Source organism: Eubacterium sp. F2 (assembly GCF_046244355.1).
Classification (GTDB): Bacteria; Bacillota; Clostridia; order Peptostreptococcales; family Anaerovoracaceae; genus Aminicella.
Genome location: NZ_CP176393.1, coordinates 1011951 through 1025126 on the forward strand (window position 1 = coordinate 1011951; position 13176 = coordinate 1025126).

At 51.7% G+C, this 13176-nt stretch carries 13 protein-coding genes; all 13 read left to right on the forward strand.

The features are described from left to right. Window positions 1-31: 31 nt before the first annotated feature. The 13 genes from ACI77B_RS04170 to ACI77B_RS04230 all read left to right on the forward strand — a co-directional run bounded on the left by ACI77B_RS04170 (window position 32) and on the right by ACI77B_RS04230 (window position 12801). Window positions 32-616: an ECF transporter S component gene (locus tag ACI77B_RS04170; RefSeq protein ID WP_409337513.1), complete on the forward strand. Its 585-nt coding sequence runs from the start codon at window positions 32-34 to the stop codon at window positions 614-616. A 205-nt stretch (window positions 617-821) separates the two neighbouring features. Then, window positions 822-1454: a hypothetical protein gene (locus ACI77B_RS04175; protein ID WP_409337514.1), complete on the forward strand. Its 633-nt coding sequence runs from the start codon at window positions 822-824 to the stop codon at window positions 1452-1454. 88 nt (window positions 1455-1542) lie between these two features. Then, complete coding sequence (locus tag ACI77B_RS04180) at window positions 1543-2268, forward strand: NAD-dependent protein deacylase (protein ID WP_409337515.1); 726 nt, start codon at window positions 1543-1545, stop codon at window positions 2266-2268. A gap of 34 nt (window positions 2269-2302) precedes the next feature. After that, window positions 2303-3052 (forward strand): 5'/3'-nucleotidase SurE, encoded by a 750-nt coding sequence (gene surE, locus ACI77B_RS04185; protein WP_409337516.1) that lies wholly within the window; start codon window positions 2303-2305, stop codon window positions 3050-3052. A gap of 180 nt (window positions 3053-3232) precedes the next feature. After that, entirely contained in the window at window positions 3233-4450 is a 1218-nt protein-coding gene (locus ACI77B_RS04190) for a DUF2156 domain-containing protein (RefSeq protein WP_409337517.1), read from the forward strand. A 40-nt stretch (window positions 4451-4490) separates the two neighbouring features. Then, window positions 4491-5696, forward strand: coding sequence for a CCA tRNA nucleotidyltransferase (locus tag ACI77B_RS04195; protein WP_409337518.1), 1206 nt, complete (start codon window positions 4491-4493; stop codon window positions 5694-5696). Between the two features lie 77 nt (window positions 5697-5773). Next, window positions 5774-7426 carry a glutamine--tRNA ligase/YqeY domain fusion protein gene (locus ACI77B_RS04200; protein WP_409337519.1) on the forward strand — a complete coding sequence of 551 codons (1653 nt, stop codon included), beginning with the start codon at window positions 5774-5776 and terminating at the stop codon, window positions 7424-7426. Between the two features lie 601 nt (window positions 7427-8027). Further along, on the forward strand, window positions 8028-8753 hold the full coding sequence (locus ACI77B_RS04205; RefSeq protein WP_409337520.1) for a prepilin peptidase: 726 nt from the start codon (window positions 8028-8030) through the stop codon (window positions 8751-8753). 260 nt (window positions 8754-9013) lie between these two features. After that, a complete protein-coding gene (gene yhbY, locus ACI77B_RS04210) occupies window positions 9014-9316 on the forward strand; it encodes a ribosome assembly RNA-binding protein YhbY (protein WP_409337521.1) in 303 nt (100 codons plus the stop codon). An 18-nt stretch (window positions 9317-9334) separates the two neighbouring features. Beyond that, window positions 9335-10174, forward strand: coding sequence for a tRNA pseudouridine(38-40) synthase TruA (truA, locus tag ACI77B_RS04215; RefSeq protein WP_409337522.1), 840 nt, complete (start codon window positions 9335-9337; stop codon window positions 10172-10174). An 83-nt stretch (window positions 10175-10257) separates the two neighbouring features. After that, on the forward strand, window positions 10258-10788 hold the full coding sequence (locus ACI77B_RS04220) for a deoxycytidylate deaminase (protein WP_409337523.1): 531 nt from the start codon (window positions 10258-10260) through the stop codon (window positions 10786-10788). Then, window positions 10775-11944 (forward strand): glycosyltransferase family 4 protein, encoded by a 1170-nt coding sequence (locus ACI77B_RS04225; RefSeq protein WP_409337524.1) that lies wholly within the window; start codon window positions 10775-10777, stop codon window positions 11942-11944. Before ACI77B_RS04220 ends, ACI77B_RS04225 begins: the two co-directional genes overlap by 14 nt. Before the next feature lie 332 nt (window positions 11945-12276). Then, entirely contained in the window at window positions 12277-12801 is a 525-nt protein-coding gene (locus ACI77B_RS04230) for a transglycosylase SLT domain-containing protein (RefSeq protein WP_409337525.1), read from the forward strand. Window positions 12802-13176: the final 375 nt, after the last annotated feature.

Sequence of the window (13176 nt, forward strand, 5' to 3'; positions counted from 1 at the left end):
CAAACAAGATAAAGGGAAGGGAGTTTTAATCATGCAGAACGGAAGAAGAGAAAGTAAACTGAACACACTGGTACTCACCGCAATGATGATGTGCCTGATTCTGGTTTCCACATATTTCTTTAAGATCCCGACGATTGCAACCAAGGGATATGTACATCTGGGCGATGCGGCAATTTTCCTCGCTGTCATGCTGCTCGGAAAGAAAAACGGCGCCATTGCGGCAGGTATTGGTTCCTGCCTGTCTGACCTGATCGGCGGATACGCTTACTACGCACCGTGGACCCTGGGAACCAAGTTCCTGATGGCCCTGGTCGCAGGTCTGTTCCTGGACCACGCCGCAAAGAAATATGCCGGAAGAGAAAAGCACCGTCATATTCTGTCCGCATTTGAGATCTTCGGCATGATCGTCGGAGGATTCGTCATGGTTGCCGGATATGCTCTGGCTGCAAAGGTAATGTACGGAACTTGGGCCATTGCCCTCGCCAGCGTACCGGAAAATATCGGCCAGTTCAGTGTCGGCATCGTCATCTCCATCGTCGTTGCCACAGCACTGCAGCACACACCTTTACGCCAGTATTTCACCAGCACAAGCATGTGTGTAAAAAGCGCAAATTAGTGTTTAAACCCATGTCCTTAAGGATAAGAAATTAAATAAGGCAGAAGAAGAGAGGCCGGTTTAATCAGGCCTCTTTTCTTATACGCAGAGGGCCGGCTGCAGAGCCCTTTTTTCAACGATACAAGTGCCGCAGGAGAGCCGCGGCCCGGAAAAGAAGACGGGCCGGAAAGGAAAGCACCATGGCGGCAGGATAGGGGACAAGAGAATGAGTACAGCACAGGGGAGACACGAACTGAATTATTTTACCATCGGTTCATCCATCGGCGGAAACCAGGAATGGTTCTGTGATCCGATGATGCGTCTCGGCGGATGCGCCGCGGAAACCGCCTGCGACAGTTCCATCTGGTTTTCACTGCATTTCGGCAGACAGCTCTATCCGTTCGATGTCCACAATCTCAGAAAGAAAGACTATAAAGCCTTTGGTGCCCAGATGAAACCTTACCTGAGACCGAGATTCCGCGGCATCGACCGCCTCAGCATTTATACAGATGGATTCGGCGCCTACCTGCGCCAGCACGGAGAGACCGGCATCCAGATGGAAGAGTTCTCCGGAGACATGCCACAGGAAATCGCCTTTCAGCGAATTGCAGGGCAAATTGACGCGGAAATTCCCGTTCCGATGCTGATGTTAAAACATCAGGACCGCCGTTTTGAGGATTACGTCTGGCACTGGTTCATCCTGGCCGGTTACGACGCAGACACCCGGCAGGTGAAAACCGTCACCTACAGCGAGGCGGAATGGGTGGATTTCCCGGCACTCTGGAACACCGGTTATGCGGAGAAAGGAGGGCTGATCCTCTTCCATCTTTCGGATGAGGAAGTCAGTCAGGCTGTATAAACTCCCGGAATGTGATAAAATATAGATAGTAACGGACAAAAAGTAATGCGCAAGGAAAAAGAACGATGCGGATAACGGGAGGCATATTATGGATCCGAGATTAAAGAAAATCGTAGACGCGTCAGATAATATCGTATTTTTCGGAGGAGCAGGAGTCTCCACGGAAAGCGGAGTACCGGATTTCCGTTCAGAATCCGGTCTCTACCACGCAAAACAGAAGTACGGCTATGCGCCAGAAGTCATGCTGTCACACACCTTCTATATGCAGCACACGAAGGAATTCTGGAAATACTATAAAGAAAATCTGATCCATCCGGAAGCAGAGCCGAACGACGCGCATAAGGCGCTGGCGAAACTGGAGCAGATGGGAAAACTGAAAGCCATCGTCACCCAGAACATCGACGGCCTCCACCAGAAAGCCGGCAGCAAGACTGTTTATGAAGTCCACGGCAGCGTCAACCGGAATTACTGCGAGAAATGCCATAAGTTCTATGATCTGGACTACGTTATGGATGAAAACAACTGCAGAGATGGCATTCCTTACTGCAGCTGCGGCGGCAGAGTCAAGCCGGATGTCGTTCTTTATGAAGAGTCTCTGGATGAGGCACAGATCACCGGCGCAGTGAACGCCATCAGCAATGCAGATGTCCTGATCATCGGCGGAACATCCCTGGTCGTCTATCCGGCGGCAGGCTTCATCAACTATTTCCGCGGCAGCCATCTGGTCCTGATAAACAAGTCGGAGACTTCCTATGATGATCGGGCAGATCTGGTGATCCACGATTCCATCGGCAAAGTCATGAAGATGGACTAACAAAACAGAAAGAAGCAAGGAGAAACTTGAATTTATGAATATCCTACTGGTGAATGACGACGGCATTCAGGCACGGGGAATCCGGGAACTGGCAGAGGAGCTTTCTTCCGCCGGTGACATCTACATCTGTGCTCCTGACCGGCAGCGCAGCGGAAAGAGCCATTCCATCACAATCGGCGAGCATGTATATGTGCAGGATGTTTCCTTCCCCGGTGCCCGTGAGGCGCTTCAGACCACGGGAACACCGGCAGACTGCACCAAGATCGGCCTGCAGTTCTTTAAGGACCAGGGTGTAAACATGGACATTGTCTACTCCGGAATCAATCTGGGAAGCAATCTCGGAGTTGACACCCTGTATTCCGGAACGGTCGGATCAGCCATGGAAGCTGCGGTCAGCGGATATCCGGCGGCAGCTGTTTCTGTAGGCGGCCATACGCCGGAACACTTCGAGGCCGCCAGAGCCCTTGCGCGGTGCGTTTTGTCGATGAAAGACGAGATCCCGGCAGATTCTCTGATCAATATTAATGTCCCGGATCTTCCGAAGGAAGAGCTGAAGGGGGTTCTGATCACGCGGCTGGGACACCGGAATTTCAAGGACGGCTTCCGGCTGCAGGAGGATGGCGGCTACAGACTCATGGGAAATCCACAGGACTTCAGTCAGGCGGATACGGCTTATGATCTGGCGGCGTTCGCGCAGGGGTACGCGTCTGTCACGCCGGTGTCGTTCGACCGGACCAATATGAAATGGCTGGCTTCTCTGCATGCTGACCGTTTTCAATATTAAATTCAGCCTATATCAGCCTGTATAGATAAAGAGAATAAAGATCGTGAAATCTGTTTGACCTGTTTAATTCTATTGTGGTCATGGGTATAATGGGTTGGTAACGAACAGATGAGTACACGATAAGAACCGAAAGAGGCAGAGGCGCGCAGAAAAGCGTGCAGAAAAGGGGTTAGTATATTTATGAGCAATGAGAAATGGACACATTCACTGAGCCGTATGACGGAGCAGGATGTGGAAACGCTCAGAAGTTACTGTAATGGATATGACTATCAGGGGGCCGGGTTTACATTCCTTGCCAACTATATCTGGCGGCAGGATTATGATCTGAACTGGGAGGAAATGGATTCCTACCTGATGTTCGAGAATGTCTTCCAGATGGAAGACGGAAGAGATGCCGGTGTCTTCGTCATGCCGCTGACGAAAACCGGAAGCTATGAGAAGGAAAGCCTGAGAAAGGCGATTCTGGAAGGCCGGAAGAGATTTACGGAGAAGGGAATTCCGTTCTCTGTGCGTCTGATTCCGGGCGGACTGAAAGAAATTCTTCAGGAGGCTGTGCCGGAGCTGGAGTTCGAGCATGACCGCGACGATGACGAGTATGTCTACGACCGCGGCAAGCTCACTACCCTGAGCGGCCGCGCCCTTCATAAAAAGAAGAATCACATGAACTATTTCAAGAAGAATTTTGAATACGAGGCAAAACCGCTGACGAAGGACATGAAGTCGGAGATTATCGCCCTGACGGAGATGATCCGCGACGGAAAGGAGCGCTCGGATGATGAGATGCGCAGCCTGTCCGAGGAGCGTCACGCGATCCATGAAATCATGAATTTCATCGACCGTGACGATGTTTATTCCGTAGGCGTTTTCATTGACGGACGTCTGCAGGCATACGCCATCGGAGAGCGTATGAGCCAGGACACAGCGGCCGAGCATTTTGAGAAGGCCAATCTGCAGTTCCGCGGTCTCTATCAGGTTGTCTGCAGCGAGTTCTGCAAGCAGCTGCCGGAAGAGATCCGTTTTGTCAACCGTGAGGAAGACATGGGACTTCCGGGTCTGCGCCACGCCAAGGAGGCGCTGAAGCCGCATCATATGTCAGAGATGTATAATGCCTGGTTCCCGGAGGATAAGGAAGAACTGCTGAACATGGGACTGATCGGAAACCAGCTGGAGGAGCGTCTGCAGAAGGAGGCTTCCGGAGAGGAGAATCCCTCAGCGTCCATGAGCGAGGATCCGCTGCGCACCGCAGAGGATAAGATCCGTAAGGACGCGGAATTCCAGGAGCACCGCGAGGAGAAACAGTTCCAGGACCATGAGTGCGGCCAGCTCGTTCCGGACGCGTCAGGAGTCTGCAGCCATTGCGCGGCAGAATGGACCTGCAGTCTGGTACATACTGCGTAGACAAAATATAAACGCGCAAGAGCGCATCAGGAGTATACACGTGAATATCAACATACCAGAATATGTCACCGAAGTGCTGAAGAGGCTTCATGACGGAGGGTTCGAGGCGTATGTAGTCGGCGGCTGTGTCCGCGACAGCATCCTCGGCCTTGCGCCGGACGACTGGGATGTCTGTACAGAGGCGGAGCCGGATGAAATGAAGGATTGTTTCATCGGGCTCCGTTCTGTTGATACGGGAATTCAGCACGGGACAGTAACCGCGATTTCACAGGGGAAGCCGGTGGAGGTTACGACCTACCGGATTGACGGGACCTACAGCGACGGAAGACATCCGGATGACGTGACCTTTACGCGCAGTCTGAAAGAGGACCTGGCCAGAAGAGATTTTACTATCAATGCGATGGCCTATGATCCGGAGAAGGGGCTGATCGATCCTTTTTCAGGAAGAGAAGACCTGAAACAGCATCTGATCCGCTGCGTCGGAGAGCCGGAAAAGAGGTTTTCCGAAGACGCGCTGAGAATTCTCCGGGCACTCCGTTTTTCTTCCAAACTGGGCTTTGAAATTGAAGAGGAGACAGCAGGAGCGGTCCGCGAGATGGCGGAGATGGTCCGGAAAGTCGCGAGAGAGCGGGTCGGCATTGAATTTACGAAGCTTGTTATGGGTACCGGTGTTTCCGAGGTTCTTCCAGACTATCGGACAGAGCTTCAGAAATGCGGGATTTTTCCGATGGCAGACGATCCGGTTCTTCAGAGAATCCGTGAACTTCCGGAAAAACTTACGGAAAGACTCAGCGTGGTGTTTCCGGAAAAGCTGCGGAAAGCCCTGCGGGACCTGCGTCTGGACCATCAGACGATCGGAAGCTGCGAACAGATCCAGGAAGCACTTCGGGAGACGGTCAGCTGCGATAATACAGAACTTCGCCTTCAGATGATGCGCTGGGGTAGACAGGCTGTTTCCGATATGCTGGATATCCGGAAAGTTTATCCGGAAAAAGGAAAATCAGCGCAGGATGCGGAAGAAGCCGGACAGGAACTTCAGAACATCCTGAAATCCGGGCAGGCCTGGAATCTGAAACAACTGGCGGTCACCGGCCGGGATTTCATCGATGCAGGGATTCCTCAGGGAAGACAAATCGGCGCCCTTCTGCAGAAGCTTCTGGTCATGGTTATCGAAGGAAAACTGGAAAATCAGAAGGATATACTGAAGGATGAGGCGCACGTCCTTTTCTGCAGAGAGAATTTATGATAGAATTAAAGACTAAGGATAAAGATCGCAAAAACTTTTATATACGATAAAAAACTGCATAAAGGATGGTAAGGATTATGGCGGAAACAACCAGACCAAAGAATTTTATTGAAAATATTATTGATGAAGATAATGAGAAAGGAACTTACGGAGGGGAAGTCTATACGAGATTTCCGCCTGAGCCGAACGGATTCCTGCATATCGGCCATGCGAAGTCGGTATGCCTGAACTTCGGTCTTGCAGAAGAATACGGCGGAAAGTGCAACCTGCGTTTTGACGATACCAATCCGACAAAGGAAAACGAAGTCTATGTCCGCCAGATCAAGGAAGACGTCAAGTGGCTCGGCTTTGACTGGAACAAGCTCTGCTGGGCATCCGACTACTTCGATAAGATGTACGAAGCCGCAGAAGAGCTGATCAGGAAGGGCCTGGCCTATGTGGACGATTCCACACCAGAGCAGATTAAAGAAGACCGCGGAACCCTGACCGAGCCGGGCAAAGAAAGCCCGTACAGAAACCGCAGCGTTGACGAGAACATGAAACTCTTCCACGAGATGAAAGACGGCGCTTACGGAGATGGAGAAAAGGTTCTGCGCGCTAAGATCGATATGAGTTCCCCGAACCTGAACATGAGAGATCCGATCATCTACAGAATCTCTCACGTCACCCATCACAACACAGGAGACAAGTGGTGCATCTATCCGATGTATGACTTTGCGCATCCGATCGAGGATGCGATTGAGGGAATCACCCATTCCGTCTGCACACTGGAGTTTGAGGACCACCGTCCTCTTTATAACTGGGTGCTGGAGAAAGTCGGCTTCTGGCCTCATCCGCCGAAGCAGATCGAGTTCGCCCGCCTGAATCTGACCAATACCATGACCAGCAAGCGCAAGCTGAAAAAACTGGTGGACGAGGGACTGGTCGACGGATGGGACGATCCGAGAATGCCGACCATCGCCGGAATCAGAAGAAGAGGATTCACACCGGCAGCCATCCGCGCTTTCTGCGAGGAAATCGGCGTATCCAAGTCCAACAGCACCGTTGACGTCGGCATGCTGGAGCACTTCGTCAGAAACGATCTCCAGAACCAGGTCGTCAGCAGAAATGTCGTAGAAAATCCGATCAAGGTCATCATCACCAACTATCCGGAAGGACAGAAGGAGATGCTGCCGGTTGAAAATAACAGAAACAACCCGGATCTGGGACAGCGCGAGATCCCGTTCTCCAGAGAACTGTGGATCGACGGCGACGACTTCATGGAAGTCCCGGTAAAGAAATACTTCCGCCTTTTCCCGGGCAACGAAGTCCGCTTCAAGGGCGCATACTTCGTCAAGTGTAATGAGGTCATCCATAACGAGGACGGATCCATCAAGGAACTGCACTGCACATATGATCCGGCGACAAAGGGCGGAAACAGCAGCGACGGCCGCAAGGTAAAAGGAACTATCCACTTCGTGGAAGCATCCACAGCCGTAAAAATCCGCATCCGCAACCTGGAGCAGCTGATGAACGTCGACGAGAACGGAGACTTTATCTTCAACGAAGCCTCCATGGGCGATACCTGGGGTTACGCAGAGCCGTCCATCGCAGATGCACAGCCGGGAGAGCGTTTCCAGTTCTTCCGCCATGGTTATTACATTGCGGACAGTAAGCTGACGACGGATTCGGAAAAGGTCTTTAACCGGATCGCGAGTCTGAAGAGCTCCTGGAAGCCGAATAAGAAGTAGTCTTTTCAGTGGCTTTTCAGCAGCTGCGGGAATCAGCTGCTTCCGGCGGCGAGCTCCGCATCGGACGAGACGGAGACAGGTAAAGGAAGACGTGCAGGAAATGTCGGCGGTCGTCGCAAACGGGTGACGGTAACGGTGCTCCGACCGCTCGTCATTTTAGCTGCACGTCTTCTGTCTCGTCAGCGATGCTTCGCAAAGCGTCATCACCGGATGCTGCCTTGATCCTGCTATTCAGATACTGAAAACGACTGATTTTATATCGGATTCCAGTGTCTGTTTCAGGATCTGCGATCGGGTTAAAGGGAAATTTGCTGCAGGCGCTGCCGGAGTCTGACCGGGCTGCGCTGGCTGCTTCAAAAACGGTCAGACGTAAATCTGATATTTAATGATATTTCAAGCTCTGTGATTTTTTTGCAGAGTTTTTTGTCTATAAGCGATGAGATATGCTGGAGAACATGGGTCTTGTCCAGAATTTATTCAGCAGGATTCAGAATACCGCCAGCGACAGCATCGGAAGCGGCGACATCACCGGATCTGCGAATTGATGATATGAAATTGACAACCGGCAGCCGCGAAGCTGCGAAAACAGAAAGGAAACACCATGGATACTGGAATGACAGCCCTCGCCATCATCATAAAAGCCCTCGCCGGTGTACTGGCGGGCATTCTGATGGGAAACGGCGCCGTATATCTGTTTAATCATATGCCGGCGAAGTGGTTCACGGACTACGGGGAGAAGCCCTGTGAGGAACTTTTGAATACGGACGGGCAGAGGGTGAAGAGTTACCCGTGGAAGTACGTGTTTTCCATGTTTTTTGCGGCGGCGGCTGTGTATGGATTCTGCAGGGACTGGAGATACGGGATTGCGGAGCTCTGTATCTTCTGGCTTCTTCTGGAAATCGCCATCGGGGATAAGAAGTACCGGATCATTTCGGACGAGCTGGTAATTCTCCTGGCGGTCAGCAGCATCGGCATGATTCCCTACGTAAACGGCTGGAAGGATATGCTTCTGGGTGCCTGCACTGGATTTTTCATTATGGGAGCCGGTGCCCTGATTGGAAGGATGGCATATAAAAAGCCGGCGGTCGGAGGCGGTGACATCAAGCTTTTTGCGGCGGTCGGACTGGCCGGAGGGGTGTACGGGATGCTTTCCATCTTCATCCTGACGGCGCTTTTGTCGGCGGGGCATCTGGTAATAAGGATTGCCAGAAAGACGGTGAAGAAGGGAGATGCTGTTCCGATGGCGCCCTATGTATTTTTGTCGGCGGTCATCTATTTCCTCTTTCTGCATGATCATATCGGAATCTGGGTCAGTTCCTGGATTTAGATGTGAGGGCCGGGTTTCAGAATGGATGGCCGGGGAAGTGTAAAATGGAATTTTCTGGATGAACCGGGATGCGCGGAGCGCGGTTACCCGGTTTTTCCTTGCGGAAATCTGTCAGAAAGGGTAAATTTTGTCCAGAAAAGTGTAGTCTGTGTGGAATTATGGCGCAGGAATAGCGGGAGCGCCGGAATTATGGTAAGATAAATCGGATAAGTGTCTCTTCCCAGATGACGGGAAGGACGGAGAATGAAAAGGAAATCAGAATGATTACAGGTAAACAGAGAAGTTATTTAAAGGGTCTCGCGCAGAAGCTGGATCCGACTGTATATATCGGAAAAGCAGGACTTTCCGAGATGGTCGTTAAATCGATCGATGATAAACTGAAGGCGTCGGAGCTGGTGAAGGTGAAGATTCAGGAGGGATGCACGCTGAACCCGAAGGAAACCTGCCAGAAACTGGCGAAAGAGCTGGACGCGGAGTTCGTGCAGGCGATCGGACGCCGCTTCGTCCTTTACCGCCGTGCAGAGAAGAAAGAGAAAAGAAAAATTATTCTGCCGCGCGCGTAAGGAGAAACGGGGTCGGAAATGACGGTCAGAAATGTTCTTCTGACAATTGAATATGATGGAACGCGCTTCTGCGGATGGCAGCGCCAGCCGAATGTGCGGACGGTGCAGGGGCTCCTGGAAGAGACGCTGACGCGGGTGCTGGGATTTCCGGTCTCTGTGGACGGAACCAGCAGAACGGACGCCGGGGTTCATGCCCTCGGACAAAGGGCAAGCTTTCAGGGAGAATACGGGCTGCCGGTCGAAAAAATTCCGCTGGTCGTCAACCGGATTCTGAACGGCAGAACGCCGGAACCGGGAGAAAACAGCGACCTGAGGATTCTTCGGGCGGAAGAAGTCCCGCCGGAGTTTCACGCCAGATACCAGTGTGTCGGAAAGACTTACGTCTACAAGATCTGGAATCTTGAGGAAATGCCGGTGTTCTGCAGGAATTACTACTGCCATACGGAGCGGCCGCTGGACCTTCAGGCCATGAATGAAGCGGCAGCATCGATTATCGGAAAGCATGATTTTCAGTGTTTTCAGGCAGCAGGATCCAATCCGCGGCTGACAACGGTAAGGACGATTTACGGCCTTCAGGTCAGGCGGGGAGAGGGCGCGGGAAGCGCCTCAGGCTCTTCTGACGGGCCGTCGGTGGAAATTGAAGTGACCGGCGACGGATTCCTGTATAATATGGTGAGGATTATCGCCGGAACACTGATTGAAATCGGACTTCACCGGATGGAGCCGGGAGCGGCGGCGGAAATCATCGCGTCCGGAGACCGGCAGAAGGCGGGACCGACGGCGCCTCCTCAGGGACTCTACCTGAAGGAAATCTACTATGATGCAGAGCGCATGAAACGCTGTGCAGGATGTCTGTAATCAGCCTGCAGATCGTGAAAAAGAGCTGGCTGTATAGTGAAGAGAAAGCAGCCTGATGTAATTCGGCAGAAAACGAGGAGAATATGGCAGATCGGGGATATATCGATAACAGAATGTCATGGGATGAATATTTTATGGAGATGGCGGAACTGACTTCGCAGCGGTCGACCTGTCTCAGGCGGCATGTGGGCGCGGTAATCGTGAAGGATAAGCACGTCATCGCCACCGGCTACAATGGCGCGCCGAAGGGACTGAAACACTGTGCGCAGATGGGCGGATGCCTGAGAGAAAAGCTGCATGTTCCGTCCGGTCAGCGTCATGAACTCTGCCGCGCGCTTCATGCTGAGCAGAACGCGATTATCCAGGCAGCGACCCTGGGACAGAGCATTGAAGGCGGAACCATTTACATTACCAACAGCCCATGCGGAATCTGCGCCAAGATGATTATCAATGCCGGACTGAAGCGGATCGTCGTCCGGGACGGGTATCCGGATGAGCTGGCAAAGGAAATTCTGGACGAGGCGGAAATGGACATTGAATACCTGCCGCATCCGGACGGACCGGAAGAAAATTCCGGAAAGACAGAAGAGGTGAAACAGGATGCAGATCACTAAATTTACCGTATTTCTCCTGTTCGGCCTGTCCTTTGTCATTTCTCTGGCGGTTACTCCTGTGGCCAGGTGGATCGCGCCGAGAATCGGCGCCATGGACATTCCTAAGGATTCACGGAGAATGCACACTCATCCGATTCCGCGCTTCGGCGGAATGGCGATGTTCCTGGGAACGATTATACCGATCCTTTTTTTTCTGCACAACCACTCCGGCATGATGGCGGCAGCGGTGGGCGGATGCATGGTCTATGCCCTGGGTGTGCTGGATGATCTGAAGAATCTATCGGCGAAACTGAAATTCGGTGTGGAGCTGTTAATTGCCGCTCTGATGTACGCCATGGGACTTCGGATCAAGCTGATCTCCAATTATTTCGGCAGCGGTGATCTGCACTTCGGAACGGCTGTATGCTTCATTGTCACCGTGCTGTGGATTGTCGGAATTACCAACACGATCAATCTGGTGGACGGACTGGATGGTCTGGCTGCCGGTGTGGCGATGATTGCGGCGCTGACGATCGCCTATGTTGCCTATATTCACGGAGATACCTATGGAATGATTCCGGTCTGCTGCGCGATGATTTCGCTGGCGGGAAGCTGCGCGGGATTCCTCCCTTATAACTTCTATCCGGCAAGCATTTTCATGGGAGACAGCGGCTCGCTGTTTCTGGGATTTATGATCGCGTCGATGTCGGTTGTCGGGCCGCTGAAGAGGTCTACGGTGATTGCGGTTGTCATCCCGGTCATCGTTCTCGGCGTTCCGATTTTTGATACCTTCTTTGCGATTTTCCGCCGCTGGATCAATCACAGACCGATTATGGAGGCGGATAAAGGCCATCTGCATCATCACCTGATGGCTTCCGGATTCGGTCAGCGCCGTGCTGTGCTGATGCTGTATGGAATCAGCGGTATTATGGGAATGGCTGCAGTTCTGGTCAGCCGCGAACTGATTAAAGATGCGATCGTCCTGATGGCAATCGCAGGTATATATCTGTATGTGTTCCTGACTGACCCGAACCACAAGCTTCCGCATATCAAGGCGGTTGATACCAACAGGGAGGAAAAGCAGCAGCAGAGAATGGAAAAATGGGACTCGAAAGAGCAGCAGAAGTACAGTGAAGGTTTTTCATCAGAGGCAGATCAAAACAAAAGAGACTCTTAAAGGAAACTTAAGAGAAGTTAAGGAAAATCGAATACATTTGTGTCACGAACACATATAAATAGCGTAATTCGTTGTGTGCACAACTGAATTACGCTATTATTTTGTGAAGAAACCGTGAAGACTCTATAATCCTTAAAGGGTTCTTAAGAAATTCCGTTATAATAGGACCATGTTGAACAGCGAAACGGAATCCGAGCAGTCCAAAGCAAGAAGGACAGAATGTACAGGATTCCGGATCAGTAATCAGGCTGATCTGTTAACTATTTTTAGAAGCGATAAGGAGTGTTTCACAAATGACATTTTGTATGAAAAAAATGACCGCAGGTTTGCTTATGGCAATCGCGATTGTGTTTGCAGCAGGATTTGGTATGCAGGCACACGCCGCATCGTCGACTACGATTAATGGACTGGCTGCCTACATGAGAACCCAGAATTCTTCACTGAGTGTTTCCAAGTCCAGACAGCTGGCTAACACATATGTAAATTACGCACAGCAGTACAATGTCAGCGCGAGAGTGCTGATGGCGATGTCCCAGTGCGAGAGCAGATTTACAGAGCGTGCATATAATCCGGCAGGCTACTACGGAATCATGCAGACCACCGCGCAGCTCGGAAGAACTTTCGGCGGAGTATCTGCGAGCAAGCTGTTTAAGGCAAAGTACAGCATCAAGACAGGATCTGCTTACCTGGCCTACAATCTCCGTTACTTCAACGGAAACTACACCAAGGCGATCACAGGCTACTGCGCAGGAACAGGTGCTGCGGCACGCGGTGCATCCACACGTCCGGCCAAGGTTCGTCTGGCTGTAAAGAACAACATCGACAACTACATGGAAAGCCACGGATACGATAATTAATCCGCAGAGCGGATCTTCATGTTCAATTGAATACTCTGGCACATGCCGCAGAACGTTTCCTTTTGTATGATTTTTCCCTTCCTTTCGGTGAAATGATTTTATGCGGCGGTGTCCTGGTAGAGAGGCTGTTTATGGCAGTCTCTTTTTTCATGCCGAAAATCGGGTGAGTGGCAGCGTACAGACGGCGGCTGTGGAGCAGGGAGAGATCTGCGAGGCTGATTGAACATCAGGCTGCATACAGATCATGAAAATGCCTGGAGATCTGCTCCCACTGGCTCTTGACACCATCGAGCAGAATGAAGAGTTTGCGAACAGGGTGTGATGATGTTAGAATATATCCACGTATGTTTGAAACAGCGGAACGGCGGGGAGCGG